The organism is Paenibacillus ihbetae (assembly GCF_002741055.1).
Taxonomy (GTDB): Bacteria; Bacillota; Bacilli; order Paenibacillales; family Paenibacillaceae; genus Paenibacillus_AQ; species Paenibacillus_AQ ihbetae.
In genome coordinates, this window is the sequence record NZ_CP016809.1 from 1,307,741 (window position 1) to 1,329,627 (window position 21,887).

21 protein-coding genes and 1 other RNA gene are annotated in these 21,887 nt (G+C 53.3%); 1 reads left to right on the top strand and 21 read right to left on the bottom strand.

The window, feature by feature from the left end:
- Positions 1-63: 63 nt before the first annotated feature.
- The 4 genes from BBD41_RS06060 to BBD41_RS06075 form a co-directional block, all read right to left on the bottom strand.
- Positions 64-759, bottom strand: a complete 696-nt coding sequence (locus BBD41_RS06060) for a lytic transglycosylase domain-containing protein (protein WP_099477003.1) — start codon at positions 757-759, stop codon at positions 64-66.
- Positions 760-916: 157 nt separating this feature from the next.
- A complete protein-coding gene (locus BBD41_RS06065; RefSeq protein WP_099477004.1) occupies positions 917-1,279 on the bottom strand; it encodes a hypothetical protein in 363 nt (120 codons plus the stop codon).
- Between the two features lie 96 nt (positions 1,280-1,375).
- On the bottom strand, positions 1,376-1,531 hold the full coding sequence (locus BBD41_RS06070; RefSeq protein ID WP_342574577.1) for a DUF1540 domain-containing protein: 156 nt from the start codon (positions 1,529-1,531) through the stop codon (positions 1,376-1,378).
- A 367-nt stretch (positions 1,532-1,898) separates the two neighbouring features.
- Positions 1,899-2,405, bottom strand: a complete 507-nt coding sequence (locus BBD41_RS06075) for a YpuI family protein (RefSeq protein WP_007129430.1) — start codon at positions 2,403-2,405, stop codon at positions 1,899-1,901.
- Between the two features lie 257 nt (positions 2,406-2,662).
- On the opposite strand from BBD41_RS06075, the gene BBD41_RS06080 reads away from it, so the two are divergent.
- On the top strand, positions 2,663-4,588 hold the full coding sequence (locus BBD41_RS06080; RefSeq protein ID WP_077564980.1) for a S8 family peptidase: 1,926 nt from the start codon (positions 2,663-2,665) through the stop codon (positions 4,586-4,588).
- 148 nt (positions 4,589-4,736) lie between these two features.
- Here BBD41_RS06080 and BBD41_RS06085 read toward each other — a convergent pair whose 3' ends face one another.
- The 17 genes from BBD41_RS06085 to BBD41_RS06165 all read right to left on the bottom strand — a co-directional run bounded on the left by BBD41_RS06085 (position 4,737) and on the right by BBD41_RS06165 (position 21,882).
- Positions 4,737-5,015 (bottom strand): hypothetical protein, encoded by a 279-nt coding sequence (locus tag BBD41_RS06085; protein ID WP_099477005.1) that lies wholly within the window; start codon positions 5,013-5,015, stop codon positions 4,737-4,739.
- 213 nt (positions 5,016-5,228) lie between these two features.
- Positions 5,229-5,635, bottom strand: an RNA gene (gene rnpB, locus BBD41_RS06090) — RNase P RNA component class A.
- 167 nt (positions 5,636-5,802) lie between these two features.
- The gene (locus BBD41_RS06095; RefSeq protein WP_077564977.1) at positions 5,803-6,918 is read right to left on the bottom strand and encodes a Nif3-like dinuclear metal center hexameric protein; all 1,116 of its coding nucleotides are present in this window, start codon (positions 6,916-6,918) and stop codon (positions 5,803-5,805) included.
- Positions 6,894-7,655: a tRNA (adenine(22)-N(1))-methyltransferase gene (locus BBD41_RS06100; RefSeq protein ID WP_077564975.1), complete on the bottom strand. Its 762-nt coding sequence runs from the start codon at positions 7,653-7,655 to the stop codon at positions 6,894-6,896. The genes BBD41_RS06095 and BBD41_RS06100 overlap by 25 nt, the downstream gene beginning before the upstream one ends.
- Positions 7,656-8,031: 376 nt before the next feature.
- Positions 8,032-9,162, bottom strand: a complete 1,131-nt coding sequence (rpoD, locus tag BBD41_RS06105; protein ID WP_077564973.1) for an RNA polymerase sigma factor RpoD — start codon at positions 9,160-9,162, stop codon at positions 8,032-8,034.
- 41 nt (positions 9,163-9,203) lie between these two features.
- Positions 9,204-11,021 (bottom strand): DNA primase, encoded by a 1,818-nt coding sequence (dnaG, locus tag BBD41_RS06110; protein ID WP_077564971.1) that lies wholly within the window; start codon positions 11,019-11,021, stop codon positions 9,204-9,206.
- Positions 11,022-11,062: 41 nt separating this feature from the next.
- Positions 11,063-11,536, bottom strand: coding sequence for a YaiI/YqxD family protein (locus BBD41_RS06115; RefSeq protein ID WP_099477006.1), 474 nt, complete (start codon positions 11,534-11,536; stop codon positions 11,063-11,065).
- Between the two features lie 236 nt (positions 11,537-11,772).
- Positions 11,773-13,848, bottom strand: coding sequence for a glycine--tRNA ligase subunit beta (gene glyS, locus BBD41_RS06120; RefSeq protein ID WP_099477007.1), 2,076 nt, complete (start codon positions 13,846-13,848; stop codon positions 11,773-11,775).
- Positions 13,841-14,728, bottom strand: a complete 888-nt coding sequence (gene glyQ / locus BBD41_RS06125) for a glycine--tRNA ligase subunit alpha (RefSeq protein WP_099480483.1) — start codon at positions 14,726-14,728, stop codon at positions 13,841-13,843. The genes glyS and glyQ overlap by 8 nt, the downstream gene beginning before the upstream one ends.
- 362 nt (positions 14,729-15,090) lie before the next feature.
- Complete coding sequence (gene recO / locus BBD41_RS06130; RefSeq protein WP_077564967.1) at positions 15,091-15,843, bottom strand: DNA repair protein RecO; 753 nt, start codon at positions 15,841-15,843, stop codon at positions 15,091-15,093.
- A 36-nt stretch (positions 15,844-15,879) separates the two neighbouring features.
- Positions 15,880-16,020 (bottom strand): YqzL family protein, encoded by a 141-nt coding sequence (locus BBD41_RS06135; protein WP_007129418.1) that lies wholly within the window; start codon positions 16,018-16,020, stop codon positions 15,880-15,882.
- A gap of 158 nt (positions 16,021-16,178) precedes the next feature.
- Positions 16,179-17,081 (bottom strand): GTPase Era, encoded by a 903-nt coding sequence (gene era / locus BBD41_RS06140; RefSeq protein ID WP_099477008.1) that lies wholly within the window; start codon positions 17,079-17,081, stop codon positions 16,179-16,181.
- 197 nt (positions 17,082-17,278) lie between these two features.
- Positions 17,279-17,686: a cytidine deaminase gene (gene cdd / locus BBD41_RS06145; RefSeq protein ID WP_099477009.1), complete on the bottom strand. Its 408-nt coding sequence runs from the start codon at positions 17,684-17,686 to the stop codon at positions 17,279-17,281.
- Positions 17,687-17,705: 19 nt separating this feature from the next.
- The gene (locus BBD41_RS06150; protein WP_099477010.1) at positions 17,706-18,089 is read right to left on the bottom strand and encodes a diacylglycerol kinase family protein; all 384 of its coding nucleotides are present in this window, start codon (positions 18,087-18,089) and stop codon (positions 17,706-17,708) included.
- Positions 18,089-18,586, bottom strand: coding sequence for an rRNA maturation RNase YbeY (gene ybeY, locus BBD41_RS06155; protein WP_077564961.1), 498 nt, complete (start codon positions 18,584-18,586; stop codon positions 18,089-18,091). The genes BBD41_RS06150 and ybeY overlap by 1 nt, the downstream gene beginning before the upstream one ends.
- A 3-nt stretch (positions 18,587-18,589) precedes the next feature.
- On the bottom strand, positions 18,590-20,896 hold the full coding sequence (locus BBD41_RS06160; RefSeq protein ID WP_099477011.1) for an HD family phosphohydrolase: 2,307 nt from the start codon (positions 20,894-20,896) through the stop codon (positions 18,590-18,592).
- 14 nt (positions 20,897-20,910) lie between these two features.
- Positions 20,911-21,882 carry a PhoH family protein gene (locus BBD41_RS06165; RefSeq protein ID WP_077564957.1) on the bottom strand — a complete coding sequence of 324 codons (972 nt, stop codon included), beginning with the start codon at positions 21,880-21,882 and terminating at the stop codon, positions 20,911-20,913.
- Positions 21,883-21,887 lie beyond the last annotated feature (5 nt).

A 21,887-nucleotide genomic window follows, 5' to 3' on the forward strand; every position in this document is an offset into this window, starting at 1 on the left:
ATCGGACATCCACAAGCTTACCGTTTGATCCTCAAGCGAGCGCGCATGATTATTCCATCTTTGTTATGCCATATACTTCGTGCGTGCATTCATTACTTTGCCGATGTAGGCCTGGGTCTCCTCCGGGAGGACATGAAGCATGGACATAAGCTCCTCATCACTCGAAACGCCCAGCCCCGCAATTCGGGTCGGTCCCGCATTGTAGGCGGCAAGCACCATCGCCAGCTCCCCGCCGAACCGCTGGAGCAGATTGGCCAAATATTTCGTGCCGCCCTCGATATTTTGCGCCGGGTCGAACGGGTTGGTTACACCCAAGCCCCGGGCGGTACCGTCCATAAGCTGCATCAATCCTTTGGCGCCGGCGGATGAAACCGCATCGGGATTAAAGGAGGACTCCGCGTCAATGACGGCTTTGATCAAAGATACCGGTACACCATAGCGTTCCCCAGCCGCGGCGATTAAATCGTCAAAGCTTGTCTTGACCGTAGATCCCGCATCTTCTTCGATTGAATAATCCTGAGTCCCGATAACCGGGTTCGTATCGCTGACCGGACCGAGCTGCTGCCACAGCAGACCGTCCTCCCAAGTCACGCCGGGCGGCAGCGCGCTTATCGTTCGGGCTTGAGGCGCGGTTGTCGGCTCCTCCGTCAACAGTTGGCTAAGCACATCGCTGAACCCTGACACGGTCTCTCCCGAGCCGGTGTGCATCCGCTGCACATGGGTTGTGCTCTGCGACCAGAGTATCGGATCAATTTGCATAATTCTAACTCACTTTCCTCCGCAAAATTCAATGTTCTGGTCCTATTCTACCATGGCTTTGGAACAATCTGCTAGGCCTATTCGACAAAAAAAGACGAACCCCCCTTGTTTTCTCCTAGGATGGATTCGCCCAATGCTTCTTTTCGCGGCTATGGGTTTATCTGGCGAACGGAATCAGAATGAAATAACTGATCGTGGCCAGAATGCCAAGACCGATCGACCATGCGCCGGTCGTTCTGCTTCCTTTATTGTAAGCGTAGTAACCAACCACAGCGGCAATCGGCCCCAAAATAACAGACCACATGAACAATGAAAGGATACCGACCCCGAGCCCGACATATCCGGCGGTCCGGCCAGCGGTCCCTTCCCTGCCCGCATCTTCGGCCCGGTTGACGGACACGTCGCTAGGCGGGGCAACCTCGGCCGCATATTCCTCCCGGTGATCCTTGCGCGGAAAATCGACGCGGCTTCGCTTACCGTTGACCACCTTCATCTTAGTTCGTCCCTGTTTCTTATCCAATGCATACACCTCCTAATTGGATCATTCTAAAATGCCTGAATAGCTGCCAAATTTAAGGAATGAGACCACAAATCATTGTTACCGTACGCCCAAGCATTATGCCCGAGGCTTGAAGGTCAAGCAGCAGGTTTCGGAGGATTTGTCCGCGACATCCTGGTGGTCATTCGTGTACGCCTCTGCTCCGTACTCCTCATTCAGCTTCATGTGGGCATGGCGGTCAATTTCGATCATAATCATTTCGGCTTTGCACACGTTTTGTTCTCCCCAATAATGACAATTGCTTACACTGCATTTCACTAATGGTTTGGCTTCGTTGGCCATTTAGCATCACCTCGTCAACATTTTTTCCTGAGTACAGCGGCGGTATGCACCGTTTCGACTGTCAGTTGGTGTCAGGACGAGGAATCCGAAGCTCGGCCAGGCTATTTATGTTTCCGGCGGAGTAGCACAAGGTTAAGAGCAAATCAGTTTCAATGATGAGTTCTGAAGCACAAAAAAAAGAGCCATCCCCACTGCAGTTGCAAACTGCATGGGGACAGCTCTTGTCAGGTTAAAAATGAGTGCGGAACAACCTGCGGCCGGATAAGGATCGGCGTTCAAGTTTTTAGGCGTTTTCTGATTAAGCGTGGCTCTTCTCGGAATGCATCCGGCGCTCCGTCAAATAATCACTCTCATAATAAGCCAGGTCGTCACGGAGCTCTTCGTAGATCTTCGTAATGTTCATGATGACGTCGCGTGCCGGACGCACCGGCTTCTTCCGGAAGCGAATCGCATCCTGGCCAGTGTAGGCATAGCGGCCGTCTTCGGAGTAGCTTTCGTTGACAGGATAAAAAAAGCTGTTTACGCAGCGATGATACACATTATACAAAGCCTTCTCGGCAAAATCGGCATCAAAATTAGGGCGACGCTGCACAACGCCAAGCTTCTCATAGGAAACTTCTGAAAATACGAGCAGATGACGAACATCGGACAGAAATCCCTTATAAAAATGTACGGTCTCTTCATCGCGTTCCTCGACCAGCTGCGGTAAAGCATACTCGTTCAAAAACGCTTCCATAATCGAAATAGCAGATTTCAACTTGTCTCTGGACTCCGAACATAATTTCTGAAGATTGTCTGCTGGCATTACGATAGATCCCCCTTAATGGTGTGACCGCCAGAGCTAATATCCCTGCACGCTAACGGTCGTACTAATATGTACTATCCTAACACAAATTTGGAGCGAGCGAAATCCCTTCTGAATGCACTTACAAGGATATTTATGGTGCTGACCTTAGCTCAAGTTCTTCCACTTTCCACAAGCCCCTCATCGCGAATAAAACAGGTGCCCATTTCCCACGCTAACCATATCAAATCCGTCTTAGGCGGTGAGGAGGAATACATGTGAAATCACGTCAACTGTGGACTTGGATCGCTGCGGGGTCGGTTCTGGGAGTGCTTCTGGTCCTCCTGTTCATTCCAGGCTCCAAGGAGCCCGGCCAGACCGCACAGCCCCCGCAGCCGCTGAAGCCTCAGGGTGAGCATAAAGCCAAGCATATGACCCTGCTCAGCGATATCGAATCAACCGACCGATTGAACCGGGTTGATGCGAAGGGGCATTTGCGGGCGATGCTGAACAACGATAAACTGCGCAACGCCGGGCAAGTGAAATCCTATGCCCTCAAGGAGCAGAAATCCCATCAGCATTTCGAGCAGGTGAGATGGTACCAGCTCCGGAACAACCAAAGCACGGACATTAACGGAAAGCTGCCGCCCATGAGCAAAAAGGATAAGGCCTTGATCGCCCACCATTTCCAGATGGCGCTGCAGAACCTGAAGCAGGGTAAGCCTTACGATTCCCCGAAATTCTACGCGGCCGGCAAGCCTTACTTCGTTGTGGCCGAGCCCTCGAAGGACGGCAAGCATGGTGCCGCTGCCCTGGTGAATCAAGCGGTGCTGCACGAGGTGTCCAATCATCAAAAGCGCAATCTTCGCATGATTCCCTATCCGAAGGAAGGGAAATTCAAGGTCGAATCGATACACGCCGATACGTTATCGGACATTACCGTCAAGACCGGGCATGACAATGAAAAGGCCAGCCATTATTACGAGAACGAAATCGTCGTGTCGTTTCAGTCCGAACCGAGCAAGGAGGACCTCAGCCGCATCGAGCGCGACATCTCAGCCGAATCCTCCCGCAAGCTTGGCTATGCCTATGTATTCCGCTCCAAACATATGGACTACAACAAACTGCGGAGCTATTTCGGGAAGCAGTGGAGCATCAACTACACCGAGCCCCACTATATTTATTTAACCAACGACCGGCAGGCTAAATCCGGTGCAGCCTCGGATATCATGCCTGAAGGTCCGGACGGGCAGGTCAACATCCCGAATGATTTGCTCTTCTCCGAGTATCAATGGAATCTGCCGGTCATCGAGACGAATCGCGGCTGGGATATTTCCAAGGGCAGCGAGGATGTGATCATCGCGGTAATCGACACAGGCGTTGATCTGACCCATACCGATCTGGACGGACAGCTGGTGGAAGGGTACAACATCGTGGACAAGGAGGCCCAGCCTCAGGACGATGTCGGTCACGGAACCCATGTAGCCGGTATTATCGCCGCGCTTGTCAACAACGGCGAGGGCGTTGCCGGTGTCAGCTGGTACAACAAGATCATGCCGGTCAAAGCGCTTGACGGCACAGGTTCGGGCACAACCTATGCCGTCGCCGAAGGCATTATTTGGGCAACCGATCACGGGGCCAAGGTCATTAATATGAGCCTCGGCAACTATGCCGATTCCCAATTTCTGCACGATGCGGTAAAGTACGCTTATGATCGTGACGTTGTGCTTGTCGCCGCCTCCGGCAACGACAATACCGAGCGTCCAGGCTACCCGGCCGCTTATCCGGAGGTGCTGGCCGTCGCTGCCATCGATGCAGACCAAAAGCGTGCCGAATATTCGAACTACGGCGACTACATCGACGTATCGGCTCCCGGCACGAATATCGCCAGCACCTTTCCGGGCAACCAGTATGCAGCGCTCTCGGGAACCTCGATGGCCAGCCCGCATGCAGCCGCCATGGCGGGGCTTATCCGCTCCTTGAACCCTGAGCTGACGAACCAGGAGGTCATGGATCTTATGATCAACCATGCCGTGGATCTGGGGGATAAAGGAAAGGACAAGTATTACGGCCATGGCCAGATCGATATTTTCCAATCGCTGAAGGCAGCCGGCAATTCCGGGGTCCCGCTCCAAATGTGGCCGAGCCAGGCGCTTCGCCATCTCGAGAACGAGCTTCAGAAGCTCGGCGGAGCAAGTAAATAAAAGCAGCTTACACCTGGTATAAAGGACCCGCAGGGGTTGGTCGAAGCTTCGATTAGCGGCCATTCCTTGCGGGTCAATTTCTTTATAAGCGGCGGGCGAACTGCTCAGTCAGCCGTACGCACTCCAATCTCAAGTACGCGGCACGAGGTTATCTCTTGCGGCGTGAGCGGGCGCGTTCGCGCTTCTTGGACGACTTGGCGGAAACCGCAACGTTTCTGACACCGGCACCGCCGTAAACGCCGTCCTCCACTTCCTGCGAATACGTATAAATATGCTTCTCGACAGGGCAGCAATGAATTTTATCCACCACTTTAATCGGATGGATAACCGGGACAATTTGCGGAACATAATGATCTCTTACGATAACGATCGGGTCGCACACGATTGGCGAAACCTCAGGACATGGTCCATGATGTTGACATGACATAATTTTCGCATCTCCTTTCCGTTGATGATTATAGCTTATTAACAGAAGGGCATTATGGTATGGACGACTGTCCTTTTTCAGGCAAATGTTATCTAAAAAATATCCCGGTCCCGGACATGAAAAAACGCGCATGCTCTTGTGTATCCCCTAGGGAAGCTCAAGAATATGCGCGTTTATAAGGTTGTTTACATTTGAAAGTAGCAGTTGTTCAGTTTGGAAAGTTTTCCGTAAGCCGGGTTCTGTGCTCTTCGTGGTCATCTCGGGAACTACCCTGCCACTATAAGCGACAATCATCTATCTAGGCCGATTATTACTAACCGGCTCAAGCGACCAACCCAGACGCGCCTCGGGCAAAGGCTGTCTCCTCAAGGGAGACTCGCGTCCCATTAGGTCTTGCTCCAGGTGGGGTTTACCAGGAACGAAGTCACCAGCGTTCCTCGGGGTCTCTTACACCTCGGTTCCACCCTTGCCTGTGCTGTGAATTCACAGCCATCGGCGGTCCATTTCTGTGGCACTATCCTTCAGCTCGCGCTGACTGGACGTTATCCAGCACCCTGCCCTATGGAGCCCGGACTTTCCTCTCGCGGCTTTTCGCCGCCAGCGATTGTCTGTCAAACTTTCCGGACAACATTACATATTATATCTTGATTTATCTCCATGCACAACCCTTAAATCATTAGCAGATGATGATGAAATTACCAGGGCGGCCATCAATCATCATGCCTGAATATCAACCGCCCGCCTCCTTGTACGCCGCGTACCTGAATGACGGCTGATATACCGACACTCACATAAATTGAAACGGCTCCGTGTTGACAGACGAAGCGACGACCTTGGTGTCATACTTGTTCTCCTGCAGCTTCTGCTGCATCCATTCGGCAACCTTGCCCTTCATGATCTTCTCGGCATTATGTCCGGGATCGATAAGGGTCAGGCCTGCGGCAAGCGCGTCTTGCGCCGTATGGTAATCAATGTCACCCGTTACGAGCACATCTGCGCCCCGGAACAACGCCTGGGGATAAAAGCGCCCGCCGGAGCCTCCGATCACCGCCGCCTTGCGAAGCGTCCGGTTCAGATCGCCTACGACCCGGACATGCGGAACGTCCAGCTTCTCCTTCACGACTTCGGCCATCTCCGCCAGCGTCAGCGGCTCCTTCAGCTTGCCGACGCGCCCGAGTCCCAGCGACCGTCCCTTCAAATCCATGGCATACAGATCATAGGCTACCTCCTCGTACGGATGGGCCTTTAGCATCGCCTGGATGACCTTGTTCCGGATCGTATGTGGCACGATCGTCTCGATCCGCACCTCCTCGGCCCGTTCCATCCGGCCGGCTTTGCCTTGATACGGGTTGCTTCCTTCTCTCGGGACAAACGTACCGAACCCTTCAATGTTAAAGCTGCAATGGCTGTAGTTTCCGATCCAGCCCGCACCGGCGCCCAGCACCGCGTTCAGCACTTCCTCGTGATGGCTCTTCGGCACGAATACCACCAGCTTGGACAGCTGCTCATTATGCAGATCATGAATCGGGGAAGTATTCTCGATTCCGAGCGCCTCGGACATCCAATCGTTCATCCCGCCTTCGGTTACGTCCAGATTCGTATGGCTGACGTAAACGGCTATATCATGCTTGATCAGCTTCTCGTAGACCTTGCCCATCGGCGTATCAGTCTGAAGCTGCTTGAGCGGCCGGTAGATAATGGCGTGATGGGCAATAATCAAATCGGCTTCAAGGCGAATCGCCTCGTCAACCACTTCATCATTCACATCCAGCGCAACCAGCACTGTACGAATTTCCTTCTGAAGGGTACCGAGCTGAAGTCCGATCCGGTCCTCCGGCTCAGCCACATGCTTCGGAGCAAGCTGCTCCATATATTGTATTACGGTTTGTCCTTTGGCAAGCATGCCAGCACCTCCTCGATAAACTCGATATCCGCCCGAATCTCCGCTGCCTTGCCTTTAGCCGTTTCCAGATCCGAGCGCGACAACGACTTCAGAATTTGATTCATCTTCCCGATCTCGGATTTCCATTTATCATGGAACACGGTGCCCGCATCCCGGATTAACCACGGGCCCATGCGCTGCAGCCATTCGGCGGATAGCGAGATCTTTCCGGCGATGCTCCGCCGCGAGTAGATTTCCTCATTCGTCACAGGGCTCTCCGGACCCTCCGGCTCGGCCACGAGCACCTCATAAATTTTCCCGTCTTCCTCCAGAATGAACTCGTTGATCAGCACCCAGCCATGGGCAAGCAGCCATTTGCGCAAAATATCCTCACCGACGTTCGGCTGCAACACGAGCCGGCGAACCCCTTCAAGCTTGCCGATGCCTCGATCGAGAATCGCAGCGATCAAACTCCCGCCCATGCCCGCGATTGTAATGACATCCGCTTCGCCTGCTGACAGGACTTCAAGGCCGTCCCCTTTGCGGACCTGAATGCAGTCCTCCATCCCGGATTCCTTCACCTGCTTTGCGGCAGCCTCGAACGGGCCTTGATTCACTTCGCCTGCAATCGCTTGGACGGCCGCTCCGCATTCCACGGCTGCAACAGGGAGCAGTGCATGGTCAGACCCGATATCGGCCAACCGGCTGCCTTGGGGGATTTGGTCCAGGATTAGCTGTAACCTTTTTGATAATTTCACGATGACACTCCTACATCCATTATAGTTGCACGATGCGTTACATTTTTAACGTAACAGACCGCATCATAAACTGCAAATCCGCTCAGCATATTGAGTCCACCCAATCATTCCATCTCATTCGAAAACCGTTCTTTATTCTCAGGTTATTCGGCCCGTCCATCATTTGCATTGATCCTGGAAAAGAGATAAAATAAAGACCAATACAACAAATACAGGCAGAAATTCCAGAACCAAGGAGAACAAGCCGTCCGGCGCAAACCGCATTACGTATTACGGTGAACTTTAACCTCCAATTGCTACGCGCTTATAAGCAGATTATCTTGATACAGAAAAAAGACCTTGCTGCCCGAAAAATGCAGAAGGTCCCTTGATCACGCTATTCGAGAAAATCCTTCAGCCGCTTGCTGCGGCTCGGATGACGAAGCTTCCGAAGCGCCTTGGCCTCGATCTGCCGGATCCGTTCACGCGTAACGCCGAACACCTTGCCTACTTCTTCAAGCGTTCTTGTGCGCCCGTCGTCAAGACCGAACCGTAGACGAAGCACGTTCTCTTCCCGCTCCGTCAGCGTATCGAGCACGTCTTCAAGCTGTTCCTTAAGAAGCTCGTATGCTGCCGCATCGGCTGGAGCGAGTGCCTCCTGATCCTCGATAAAGTCGCCGAGATGGGAATCGTCCTCTTCGCCGATCGGCGTTTCCAAGGACACCGGTTCCTGGGCGATCTTCATAATTTCCCGAACCTTCTCCACGCTAAGCTCCATCTCTGCCGCGATCTCTTCCGGCGATGGCTCGCGACCCAGTTCCTGCAGCAGCTGCCTGGATACCCGGATCAGCTTATTGATCGTCTCAACCATATGCACCGGAATCCGGATCGTACGGGCCTGGTCGGCAATCGCGCGCGTAATGGCCTGCCGGATCCACCATGTGGCGTACGTACTGAATTTAAAGCCTTTCTTGTAATCGAACTTCTCCACCGCTTTAATGAGACCCATGTTGCCTTCCTGGATCAGATCCAAGAACAGCATGCCGCGACCGACGTACCGCTTCGCGATGCTGACAACCAGCCGCAGGTTCGCCTCGGCCAGGCGGCGCTTGGCCTCCTCATCCCCCTGCTCGATCCGGTTCGCAAGCTCAATCTCGTCATCCGCGGACAAGAGCGGTACACGTCCGATTTCTTTCAAGTACATTCTCACCGGATCGTTGATCTTGATGCCCGGCGGCAGCGACAAATCGTCATCGAAGCCGAAATCCTCATTGTCATGGGATTCATGATCATCCGATGCCCGGTGGCTGACCTCATCGTCGCTTTCGTTCACCACATCGATGCCGAGGTCGGCAAGCTGCTCGTAGAACTCCTCCATTTGCTCCGTATCCTGATCGAATGGCGACAGTTTCTCCATAATATCTTTATAGCTTAATACGGATCTCTTTTTACCCTGCTCAATCAATTGATCTTTGACTTGATCCAGCGTAAATTCCGTTTCTAGTTCAGTATGCTGATCATTCGCCATTTTTCGACTCCCTCCTCCCTAGAAGCGGCAATGTGCGGACATCATTGTCTTTCTAGGGCGATAATCTCACTTGCAATTTGTGCGGCCCGCAAAAAATCTCCCGAGCGCTCTGCTTTCATCATTTCTTCTTTCTTCTGCTCGATCTCCCGCTGCTGCGGATATTTCAGTACCTCCCGGATGCAGTCGTCAAGCACTTGAATATTCCATTCCGCGGGTGCCTCCATCATCATAATGGAGCTGACGGTCTTCTCCAGACGATCGTCATGGAGAGATGACATGAAACGGCTAATATCCGGAGATTTGCCCTGTGCATAATAAGCATATAGATAAACAGCTATCGCCGCATGATCTTCGATATTAAACGCTTCTCCCAGTCGTTCGCCTACGTATCGCGCGGCTTCCGCATCCTGCAGCATCAGCGACAGCAGCCGCCGTTCGGCCGCATGATAGGCAGGCAGCAGCGCCGGGGCGGGCTGACGCCCGTTAATATGCCTACCATTATTCCACCTTTTTTCCTTATTATCCCCATCGCCCCTCTTTTTTTGCATGGACTGCCTGAGCAAATTGCAATCCTGCTTGAGGCTCTCGTAGGAAAGGTTCAGCTCCGAGGATAATTCCCTCAAATAAACCTCACGCTCGGTTGAGGAATGAAGTGCGGCGATAATCGGCAGCGCTTCTTTCGTATACGCGATCTTGCCATCTTCTTCTAGCAGTATATGGTTTTTCTTCAGATATATAAGTTTAAATTTCGTGGTTGAAACGGCTGTTTCCACAACATGCCTGAATCGCTCGGCACCGAATTTGCGGATGTATTCATCCGGATCCTGCCCTTCGCTGACAAGCGCGATCTTCACCCGAAGGCCTGCGCCTTCCAGCATCGGGATGACCTTCATCGCCGCTGCCATACCGGCCCGGTCGCCGTCATAGATGACAACAACCTCTTCGGCCATGGATTTCATGATGGCTACTTGATTTTCCGTTAGGGACGTGCCCATCGTTGCCACGCCGTTCTGAAGCCCAGCCTCCCAAGACGAGATCACATCGCCGTAACCTTCGAATAATAGGATCTGACGCAATTTGCGTATGGACGTCTTCGCTTGGTGCAGGTTGTACAACGTACGGCTTTTGTTAAACAATAGCGTTTCCGGGGAGTTCAAGTATTTCGGCTGTCCATCCCCGAGTATCCTTCCGGCGAATGCAATTACTTTGCCGCTGCGGTCATGGATCGGAAACATGATGCGTCCCCGAAACCGGTCGAGATAGCCTTCCTGTTCATGTCTTGCGGACAACAAGCCGCCCTTCTCCATCTCTTTCAGGTCAAATGACCGCTTGGTAAGAAATTGGACCAGCGTATCCCAGCGATCCGGCGCATAGCCGATCTGAAACTGATCGATCATCTTGTCGCTCATGCCGCGGGACCGTAAGTACTTCATCGCCTCGGTGCCATGCTCCGTATTCTTAAGCAGATAATGATACAGCTTGGCGCTCAGCTCATAAGCTTCAAGTAAACGTTCTTTCTCCGGATTGCGGGGAATTACGGGAGCCCCTTGACCTTCCGGTAACGAGATATCGTTCTCTTCGGCCATGGTTCTTACGGCTTCGGGGAAGGAAAATCCTTCGATTTCCATTCTGAATTTAATGGCGTTACCGCCCTTGCCGCAGCCATAGCAGTAGAAGATTTGGCGTTCCGGTGTAACCGTAAAGGATGGGGTCTTTTCCGAATGAAAAGGGCAAAGGCCCTTTAAATACTTCCCCTGTTTCGTAAGATGCACGTATTTGCTGACCGTATCCACGATATCGCTTTTGGCCAGCACCGCCTCAATGACATCATCCGGAATATTGCCTTGTCCGGTATTCATCCAAACCACCTTCATCTCATTTGGCACGTAAATAGTATTCGCTACGAGTGGACATTCTCCTGCAATTCACGCAAAAGTTTTGTCAGTTTATGTTGAAAAAAAACCCGGTCTTCGTCAAGCAGCTTTTTTGGTCCTTTGCCGTATTTCCCCTGCCTTCTGGCTTTGGCTTGATGGTGGCGCGAATCCAGCATGAAATCGATGTCGGAATTGCGGAATATGCGACCGCGGAACGAGATGACATAGCAGGATTTCGCCAATGCCAGCGCAGCCAGACCATAGTCCTGGGTAACCACGATATCCCCTTTGGATATATGGTTCGCAATATAGAGATCCGCACTTTGGTCGCTCCGGTCCACTTGGATCGTCACGACGCCTTCCTCGGCCTGCTGCATATGGTCATAGGAAGAAACGAGCAGCACCGGCACCTGAAATGCACGGGCGGTCTCTGCGATTTCCTTCTTGACGGGACATGCGTCGCCGTCTACCACGATCCGGCAGGAGGAACCTTCAATCATTGATATCACCGGCTTTTCCTGTACTTTTGGAACCATCCTGTGCTGTTTACTATTATATACGTCTTGAACCGATTAAAATCCTGCTTCCCAAAAAACAACGGGCTGCAGTCTGCCTTGCTGTACGGCCAACCATTCTTACTCACAGCGAAAGCGCCATCCTGTGCCTTAACCGCACGGGCTGTCGCTTTCGCTGAACAAACCATTATAACATTTGCAAAATGATCATGTCACTATGCTTACCACACTAATTTTGAAAAATCGGCGTACCGCTTCAAATCGCCGTCAATGCCGGAGAGCAGTGCAAGACGGTTGGCCCGCACCGATTCGTCCTCGGCCATGACCATGACGGAGTCAAAGAAGCCGGTAATCGGCGCCTTCAGTCCACTGAGCAGGGACAATGCGCGTTCGCCGTCCGCAGCATCCAGTGCCGCTTCGTAGTCGCTCCGGATCGCCTGCCAGGCTTCGTAAAGCTCGCCTTCCGCAGATTCCGTGAACAGCTCCCGGTTCACCGCAGCTTTGCCGGCCTTGGCTGCAAGGTTGCTGACGCGGTTCAGGGATTCCACCGTGGTCTTGAAGTCCTCGGCGGACTCAACCGCCTGCATCAGCGCCTGTCCCCGGTTCACAACCGATACCACGGAATCGAAGCCGGCCGAAATCACCGCATCGACAACGTCATACCGCTGGTTCTCGGACAGCAGCTTCTTCACGCGCAGCCCGAAGAATTCCTGGAGATCCTTGCGGATTTCGCCCGCGGACCGCTTGAGCGCCCGGATGTTCTCATGAACGTCCAGCGCAATGCCGAACACGTCAGACAAGGCAATCGGAAGCTTGTGGTCCAGGATGATCTGCACGATGCCTTGCGCCTGGCGGCGCAGCGCGTATGGATCCTGGGAGCCCGTCGGAATGATGCCGATGGAGAAGCAGCCGGTAATCGTGTCGATTTTGTCCGCTATGCTTATGATCGAGCCGACCTGCGTCGAAGGAACGGCATCGCCGGCAAAGCGCGGCTGATAATGCTCGAATACCGCTTTGGCCACCTCTTCCTTCTCTCCTGCTTTACGCGCGTAATCCTCACCCATAACCCCTTGGAGCTCCGGGAATTCATACACCATTTGGGTTACGAGATCGAATTTGCAGATATCGGCGGCGCGGCTGACAGAATCCGCTGCATCCGCGGGGATCCCAAGCTTGACGGCCAGCTGATCGGAAATGCGGCGGATGCGGCGAACCTTGTCCCCGATCGTGCCGAGCTCCTCATGGAAGACGATGCTTTCCAGCTTGGACAGTGCGTCCTTGATCTGGAGCTTCTGATCTTCCTCATAGAAAAACTTCGCATCCGACAAACGTGCCCGCAATACCTTTTCATTCCCTTTGGCAATAACATCAAGCGAACGGGAATCGCCGTTGCGCACCGTCACGAAATAAGGAAGCAGCTGCCCCTTGTCGTCCAGAACCGGGAAGTAGCGCTGATGCTCGCGCATCGAGGTGATCAGCACGTCCTGCGGGATATGGAGGAACGAGGATTCGAAGGTTCCGTAGAGCACCGTTGGCGTCTCAACAAGGAACAATACCTCTTCCAGCAGATCATCCTTGATTGCGATATTCCAGCCCTTCTCTTTGGCGAGCGCCTGAATTTGCGATACGATCATCTCCTGGCGCTCATTCACGTCCACGATCACATGCTGTTCGCGAAGGATCTCCCGATAGGCCGACGCTTCCGGAATGACGGCATCGGATCCCAGGAAGCGATGCCCTCTCGTGACATTGCCCGCCTGCACGCCGGCGACCTCAAGCGCGATCGTCTTGCTGCCCAGGAGCGCAACGATCCATTTGATCGGACGTACGAACTTGAACTCATGCGCACCCCAGCGCATATTTTTCGGGAACGTCATCGCTGTCAGGATGCCGTGAAGCCCTTCGGACAGAATCGATTGGGTATCCACGCCGATGCTGCTCTTGGTGACGTAGATATACTCGACGCCTCCAAGCTCCTTAAAGGTAAAGCTCTCCGGATCGACGCCCTGGCTCCGGGCGAAGCCGAGCGCCGCCTTGCTCCACTGACCGTTCTCGTCCAGCGCGATTTTGCGCGAAGGCCCTTTAACCTCCTCGCTGACATCCTCCTGCTTATCTGCAACATCCTTGACCCATACGGCAAGCCGCCGCGGCGTTGCATAGGCGGTTACTTCCCCGTGTCCGATTCTAGATGCTTCCAGCCATTTCACGAGGCGGTCCTCCAGCTGCTCCATCGCCGCACGCAGAAATCTTGCAGGGACTTCCTCCAGCCCGATCTCAAACAATAAATCCTTAGGCATGTCCAGCGCCCCCTTTCTTAATCAACGGGAAGCCAAGCTTCTCCCGCTCCTCCAAATACGTAGCTGCCACCTGGCGCGCGAGATTGCGCACGCGCATAATGTAACCGGTTCGCTCCGTCACGCTGATCGCTCCTCTGGCGTCAAGAAGGTTAAACGTATGGGAGCACTTCAGCACATAATCGTACGCCGGGAAGACGAGATGCTGATTCATCGCCTTGTTGGCTTCCTCTTCGTACATGTTGAACAGCGTAAACAGCATTTTCACATCCGACACTTCAAACGTGTACTTGGAATGTTCATATTCCGGCTGGTGGAACACGTCGCCATACGTAATGCCGTCCACCCATTCGAGGTCGAATACGTTCTCCTTGTCCTGAATGTATGACGCGAGCCGCTCCATACCGTAGGTAATCTCAACCGCAACGGGATTGGCATCGATGCCGCCGACCTGCTGGAAATACGTAAACTGCGTAATTTCCATGCCGTCGAGCCACACTTCCCATCCGAGGCCCCATGCGCCGAGAGTCGGAGCTTCCCAGTTATCCTCGACAAAGCGGATGTCGTGATCGAGCGGGTCAATGCCAAGACGCTTCAGGCTCTCCAGATACAGCTCCTGAATATTGTCCGGGGAAGGCTTCAGAATGACCTGGAATTGATGGTGCTGGTACAAACGGTTCGGGTTTTCCCCGTAACGGCCGTCTGCCGGACGGCGGGATGGCTCAACGTATGCGACATTCCACGGCTCCGGCCCGATCGAACGCAAGTAGGTCATCGGGTTCATGGTGCCTGCACCTTTTTCGGTGTCATACGGCTGCACGATGATGCAATTCTGTTCCGCCCAGAACTGCTGCAGCGTCAAAATCATCTGCTGGAAATTCATGATTTTTAGCTCCTTTGCTTTCATTTTCATAATAAACCATCCGACAATCCAGTCTGTACAACGCAAAAAAGCTCTCGCCCCATGCCTGCTGTACAGACATAGGGACGAGAGCTGTCGCTTCCCGCGGTTCCACCCTACTTGGCCAGCCTCCCCGCAGCCGCCGTGCAGCAGCGCTTCAGCTAAACCCACTTTATCGTTTCAAGTATGCTCCCGGGTGCCATGTTCATGAATGCTTCGTACCGGACTCCCACCGCCGCCGGCTCGCTATAACGAATGGCCATTCACTACTTTCCCGTTCAACGCATGTCAATATGCAATAACTAATAAACTGATAAATATAATACCTCAATCCGAACCTTACGTCAAATGTTGTATTTGTCCATCTGGTCCAGGAAGTTTTGGGATTTGAGCCTGAGGCCGAGCTGCATATCCATCAAGGCTCTCATCACCTTCTTGAGCTCATCCTTCGTCTCGGCCTTAACGTCCACATTACCGAGCCGTCTGAGATCCAGCCTGGCGAACAGGCGCAGCAGCTTCAAGGTCCGGACCGATACAGCCATCGCCGGCGGATCCAAATGCTTGCAATAACGGCACAGGACTCCGCCTAGACGCGGACTGACCAGCATGTCCTCATCGTTTCTCGGCTGATTGCACGATATGCATACATGGAGCTCCGGCCCGTACCCTGCCGCCTGCAAAATTTTCATCTCATAGAGATTGATAATGATCTGAGGATCCTTATCTTCTTGAAGGGATGTCAGGCATGCCTTCAGCTGATGGAACCAAAAAGCCCCCGTCTCCTCATCCTGCAGCACCCGGTCCAGGAGCTCGCAGGCATAGGAAGCATAGGCAGCTTTGATCAAATCCTCCCGCAATTCATGATGGGATTCTATAATCTCGCCCGCGTTCAGGGTTCCAAGCCCCGTATTGCGAAAAAACACATACTCCCCATACGTAAAAGGCTGGGTCAGAGCAGCATGCCGGCTCTTGACCTTTTTGGCTCCTCTGACCAGCACCCCTACCTTGCCCGATTCCTTGGTGCAAAGCGTAATGATTTTGTTCCCTTCACCGTAGTCCATGCTGCGGATGACAATTCCTTCCGCCCGATATAGCATGCATTATCCCCCAACCATTCTTGGAACAACCAATAATTACTCGTCCTCTTCATGCTGGGCCGCCTCATCTTCTGCGGATGCAGCTGCAAGAACCCGTTCACCGTCGGTTTCTTTATACAGCAAATAAGCATCGACATCTCCAGTCATCGCAAAATACTTCCACGAAAAATCTCGCATTCGTATTCATCCTTTCTTCGGAAATGACGTCTGCATCTACGAAGAATAGGATGTGCGTACCGTGCGGATTTATGAATTGCAATTGTTGGCAGGCTGCGCGAGCAGCAATCGGCGGCACCGCTCCCCGAAGGCTCCCTTCTTTCGGTACGGGTATTTAGTTACTCCCCGCGGTGAAATCCGAGGTCACGAAGAACACGCTCCTGGTTGCGCCAATCTTTTTTTACCTTAACCCATAGCTCCAGGAAAATCTTAGAGCCGAGAAGCCGCTGAATGTCCTGGCGGGCCTGCTTGCCGACTTCCTTGAGCAGGGCCCCCTGCTTCCCGATAATGATGCCCTTCTGTGAATCGCGCTCCACAAAAATGACGGCGGAGATATAGACGGTTCCGTTCTCCTCCACGCGCATATCCTCAATCGTGACAGCGATGGAATGCGGCACCTCCTCCCGGGTCATGTGCAGGATTTTCTCCCGGATCAGCTCAGCGCAGACGAACTGCTCGGGATGATCCGTCACCTGGTCCTCCGGATAGTACTGCGGGCCCGGCGGCAAATATTTCTGGATTTGATCCAGCAGCGTCTCGACGTTGCTGCCAAGCTTGGCCGAAATCGGAACAATCTCCGCGAAATTATGCAGCTTCCGGTATTCTTCAATAAGCGGGAGCAGCGCCGGCGGCTCGATCTTGTCGATCTTGTTCATCACCAGCATGACCGGGGTCTTGATTTTGCTCAGCTGTTCGGCAATGAACCGGTCTCCTCCGCCAATACCTTCGGATGCGTCCACCAGAAACAATACGGCCTCCACTTCACCCAGCGTGCCGAGCGCCGTCTGATTCATGTAATCGCCGAGCTTGGATTGACGCTTGTGAATCCCCGGCGTGTCCAGAAATACAATCTGGGAGTCCAGCGTAGTGTAAACCCCGTGGATTTTATTTCTTGTTGTCTGCGGTTTATCCGACATAATGGCAATCTTCTGACCGATGACCTGATTCATCAGCGTAGATTTCCCTACGTTAGGTCTGCCGATGATCGCCACAAAGCCTGATTTGAATTGTTTTTTCTGCATACCATTCCTCCAGCTGCGTTACTAACACCTTAAGGCGAATGGGCACTTTGACAGCTTTTTTTCGTCCCCCTCCGAGATTCCGTCATCTAGGTTCTTGACCAAAAAAATGGCCGTGGGTGACGCTACAGCTTGCCGGTCCAACATCCGCCTACGTAACTACATGATAACCTAAATTTCAGTCTATATTTATGCGAAGATTATTCGTTGTTCAGATCCCAAGGACCAAACGCGCCCGGAAGCAGCTCGCTTACCGTTGTTTCGCGGATGTCTCCCTTCATATTTCCCAAAATGACCGTCATATCCGGCTTGCACAGCTCTACCAGCACCTGCCGGCATACCCCGCACGGCGAGCAGGGGCCTTCGGTGTCGGCCACGATCGCAATCGCCTTGAAGCTTCCGGGCTCATGTCCGTCGGCAATCGCGCGGAAGAGCGCGGTTCGCTCGGCGCAGTTGGTTGGACCATAGGCAGCATTCTCGACATTGCAGCCATGATGAACCTTACCGCCCGCATCCAAGAGAGCAGCACCTACACCAAATTGCGAATAAGGTATGTAAGCCCGTGTACGCGCCTTAATCGCTTCCTGCATCAATAATCCTGTATCCATACCCAATTCCTCCCTTTCATCAGCCTGTTATGGATTGAATCCACTGCATGAACGGTTCCCAAAATACAAGGATGCCGACAGCTGCTGCATAAACCGCGGCAACCAGCGACGCACCCGCAGCCGTGTCCTTCGCCACCCGGGCAAGCGGATGCTCCGCCGGGGATGCGAGATCAATAACGGCTTCTATCGCCGTATTCACCAGCTCCGCAATGAACACGGCCGCAACGGCAGATAGTAGAAACAGCCAGCTGATTTTGTCCAGCTGCAGCAAAGCTGCTGCGATGAAGCAACTCACGGCAGCAGCAATGTGAATTTTCATATTTCGTTCACGCTGTACGGCGGTCCATATGCCCGTCATCGCGTAACCAAAAGCTCTAAGCAAGGTGGATCTGTACGGCTTCACTATCTCGTCAGTCCCACTTCGGCTAGAACGGCCTCCTGCTTGCCCATCATTTCCGCCTCACTTGCCTCGTCCTGATGATCATAGCCGAGCAAATGCAGGAAGCCGTGGACGAATAAAAATCCGAGCTCGCGTTCAAGCGAATGGCCGTACTCTTCGCTTTGCAGCTTCGCGCGCGGGACCGAAATAATGATGTCCCCCAGCACGTCCGGCACGTTCCCTTGCTCTTCGCCTTCATCGAGCTCATAAATGATCTCCAGCTCGTCATTCGTTACTTCATGCATGGCGAAGGACAATACGTCCGTTGGACGGTCGATTCCGCGATATTCCCGGTTCAATTCATGGATGGCTTCATCATCGACAAAGGTCAGATCCACCTCTCCGTCCTCGACCCCTTCGGCCTCGCCGGCCTTCTGCAGAATCGATTCAAGCAAAGCGATGAGCTCCTCCGTAATCTCAAATTGGTCTTGTTCATTGTTCCATACAAGCTCAAGGCTCATTCCTTAAACGCTCCTTCTCTGATCCGCTTCAGGCGCGGATGAATCTGCATGCTTGGATGAATCACCCGAAACCGCCCCTGCATCAGGCTTCGGCCGCTTGACCTCCTCCGGATACTCGATGCGGGAGTGGAAAATTCCCATCACCGTTTCCTTCAAGGTTTTTGCAATCGTATCGAGCTCTTTCATCGTCAGATCGCAGTCATTAAACTGATGGTCATCCAGGCGACCTTTAATGATCTTCTCGATCATCGATTCCACCTGCTCCACGGTCGGCTTGCGGAGGGAGCGGACCGCCGCCTCCACACTGTCGGCGATACCGACGATCGCTGCCTCCTTGGACTGGGCTTTCGGACCGTGATACCTGAAATCGTCTTCCGTAAAGTCAGGCTCGATCCCCTGCTCCTCGGCCTGTCGGATGGCTTTATGGTAAAAATAATGCAGGAAGGTCGTACCATGATGCTGCTCCGCGATATCCCGAATCGGCTTCGGCAGCTTGTATTCCTTCAGCATTTCAACCCCATCCCTTGCGTGAGCCACAATGATGGACTTGCTCAGCTTCGGCTCGATGGAATCATGCGGATTCTCCATATTGTTCTGGTTCTCGATGAAGTAAATCGGCCGTTTCGTCTTCCCGATATCATGGTAGTAGGATCCTACGCGGCACAGCAAGCCGTTGGCGCCGATCGCTTCGGCAGCGGCCTCCGACAGATTGCCGACCATTACGCTGTGGTGGTACGTTCCCGGCGTCTCCGTCAGCAGCTTGCGCAGCAGCGGGTGGTTCGGATTCGACAATTCCACGAGCTTCAAAGCCGACAAGATGCCGAACGTAACCTCGAAGAATGGCATCAGCCCGATCACCAGAACGGCGGTAAGCAGGCCTCCGGCAATCGCAAACCCGATCGCATAGAGCGTTTCCGTCGTCGTCCAGGAATCGTCGTTGATCAGCAGCATGATCAGTACGATCAGTGCGCCGAACAAGGAAGCCATAATCCCGCCCTTCAGCATGGTGGAGCGCTGGCTCGCGCGGTGAATCGAGAAGATGGCCACGCACGACGTCACTGCGGCGAACAGTCCGAACTGGAAGTCGAACATTTCACCTTGAACGTTCAGAATGACGCTCGCCATAATGCTGAATATAATGACGCTGAAATAGGCAAGCGACATTTCCAGAAGCAGCGTCACCAGAATCGCACCGATGGCTACAGGAGCCAGATAGCCGACATATATCCGCGAGTCGCTCTGCAAAATGGATGCCAGATGCATCGTTATAAGCGTGATCACATAGATCAGCACCAGCATAAGCAGCTGGGAGTTATTGTATTTGAACTTGCCGGCATTCGACTGGCGGATGAACATCAGGATCCCGAGCGATAATAAAGCGGACAGCAGCAGCACGCCGAGCTCCGGCCAATAGTTTACATCATCCTTCAGCAAACCATTCTTGCCAAGCAGCTCATACATCTCCGGCGTAATGACCTGCCCTTTCTTAACGAGAATATCCCCTTGCTTAATGAACACAGGCGGCGTATTCTCGCGTTCCTCGACCCGTGCTTCCTTGGTCGCTTCCTCATCCCGGAATTTGTTGGCGGTTATCGTCGCCCGGGCCAGCTCCTGAACAACCTCCCTGGCAACGCGATCATCCAGCGAGCTCGTGCTCACCATTTCCGCAACCCGTGCCCGGGCCGTCTGCGCGTCCACGATTTCGTTCATGGTCAGCTTGGAGACGATATCGCGGGCTACCGGCTTCATCGCATTGATGTCCTCGGCGCTCAATCTGGGTATTTTGATATAAGTTTCCTCCGGGATCCGGTAGGTCTGCTGGTCGATCACGCGCAGCATTTCCTCCAGCAGCTCGTTGGAGTACCCCTCATTGTCCCGGTTGGCGGATACGAAATTTTGGACGAATTCGTTAATCCTGCGAGGGATTTCCTCGCGGTAGATATTGACCTTCTCCTGAGTGGAGATATCCACGTCCTGGTTCAGCCGCTCGATCCGATCCAAGATCTGCGTCACCAGAACATCGTTCCTCACATTGAGATTGGTATAAATCGTCTGAACCCGCTCGGCCGCCTGCTCCTGCGCCTTCAAGGTCGCCTTGCTGTCCTCGATTTGGACGGGAGCCACGATATTCTTTTCGCTTTTCGTATTGACCTGAATATCATAGCGTTCAGGCACCAGCTTCGATGCTAGACTGATATAAAAGAGCAGCGCTAGCAGCAAAAACAGAATATAGCGTGTTGCCACGCTATATTTCCAGCCGCTGTGCCTGCCCCATATGGACTTGTCCGTCGATGGTTCTTTGGAGGCCATATCGACAATCCCCTTTAATCTTGGTTTTCTGCAGCTTGATCATAGGCAACGATGATTTTTTGTACTAAAGAGTGCCGTACAACATCCTGCTCAGCAAAATAAACGAATCCGATTTCCTCAATGCCGCTCAAAATGGCTTTCGCTTCGATCAGCCCGGATTTTTTGCCGCGCGGCAGGTCGATCTGCGTCGCATCTCCGGTAATGACCATCTTGGAGCCGAAGCCAAGCCGCGTCAGGAACATCTTCATCTGCTCCGGCGTGGTGTTCTGCGCTTCGTCTAGAATAATAAACGAGTCATCCAGCGTCCGCCCGCGCATATAGGCGAGAGGCGCGATTTCGATCAGCCCCCGTTCAAGCGCCTTCGCGACTTGCTCGGAGCCCATCACATCATATAATGCATCATACAGCGGTCTGAGATAAGGGTCTACCTTCTCTTGCAGATCGCCCGGCAGAAAGCCCAGGTTCTCTCCGGCTTCAACCGCCGGTCTCGTAAGGACGATCCGTTTCACAGAGCCTTCCTTCAGTGCAGCAACAGCCAGCACAACCGCCAAATAGGTCTTCCCCGTTCCCGCAGGACCGATACCGAATACGACATCCCGTTTCTTGATCGTCGTCACATAATGCTTCTGTCCGATCGTCTTGACGCGAATCGGCTTGCCTCTGTAGGTTGACGTAATTTCACCCTTGAACAGATCAAGCAGCTGATCCGCTCGCATATCCTTGGCCAGCTCTACGGCGTACAGAATATCCCGTTCGGTCAATGTATACCCGTTGCGGATGAGCTCTAGCAGCACTTCGAACAGCTGCTGAAGACGCTCCACGCTGCGGTGTTCTCCGCGGACCGTAATGACGGCTTCCCGCGAATCGATAGTGGCGGGGATTTCCGCTTCGATCAATTTCAGAAAAGCATCTTGCGGTCCGAATAAGGCCAAGCCTTCTGACGCACTTTGTAATAAAATTTGAATGCTGGTCGTTTGCTGTGGCAAATAGT

Excerpts from the sequence above, each read along its gene's own strand:
- glyQ (WP_099480483.1), bottom strand. The coding sequence starts at position 14,728 with ATGAATTTCCAGCAGATGATTTTGACGCTGCAGCAGTTCTGGGCGGAA.
- recO (WP_077564967.1), bottom strand. The coding sequence starts at position 15,843 with ATGCTATATCGGGCGGAAGGAATTGTCATCCGCAGCATGGACTACGGT.
- BBD41_RS06135 (WP_007129418.1), bottom strand. The coding sequence starts at position 16,020 with ATGCGAGATTTTTCGTGGAAGTATTTTGCGATGACTGGAGATGTCGAT.
- ybeY (WP_077564961.1), bottom strand. The coding sequence starts at position 18,586 with ATGAGCCTTGAGCTTGTATGGAACAATGAACAAGACCAATTTGAGATT.
- BBD41_RS06085 (WP_099477005.1), bottom strand. The coding sequence starts at position 5,015 with ATGTCATGTCAACATCATGGACCATGTCCTGAGGTTTCGCCAATCGTG.
- BBD41_RS06075 (WP_007129430.1), bottom strand. The coding sequence starts at position 2,405 with ATGCCAGCAGACAATCTTCAGAAATTATGTTCGGAGTCCAGAGACAAG.
- BBD41_RS06115 (WP_099477006.1), bottom strand. The coding sequence starts at position 11,536 with ATGATTGAAGGTTCCTCCTGCCGGATCGTGGTAGACGGCGACGCATGT.
- glyS (WP_099477007.1), bottom strand. The coding sequence starts at position 13,848 with ATGCCTAAGGATTTATTGTTTGAGATCGGGCTGGAGGAAGTCCCTGCA.
- dnaG (WP_077564971.1), bottom strand. The coding sequence starts at position 11,021 with ATGAATACCGGACAAGGCAATATTCCGGATGATGTCATTGAGGCGGTG.
- BBD41_RS06160 (WP_099477011.1), bottom strand. The coding sequence starts at position 20,896 with ATGGCCTCCAAAGAACCATCGACGGACAAGTCCATATGGGGCAGGCAC.
- era (WP_099477008.1), bottom strand. The coding sequence starts at position 17,081 with ATGCAGAAAAAACAATTCAAATCAGGCTTTGTGGCGATCATCGGCAGA.
- BBD41_RS06060 (WP_099477003.1), bottom strand. The coding sequence starts at position 759 with ATGCAAATTGATCCGATACTCTGGTCGCAGAGCACAACCCATGTGCAG.
- BBD41_RS06095 (WP_077564977.1), bottom strand. The coding sequence starts at position 6,918 with ATGCTTGCCAAAGGACAAACCGTAATACAATATATGGAGCAGCTTGCT.
- rpoD (WP_077564973.1), bottom strand. The coding sequence starts at position 9,162 with ATGGCGAATGATCAGCATACTGAACTAGAAACGGAATTTACGCTGGAT.
- cdd (WP_099477009.1), bottom strand. The coding sequence starts at position 17,686 with ATGGATACAGGATTATTGATGCAGGAAGCGATTAAGGCGCGTACACGG.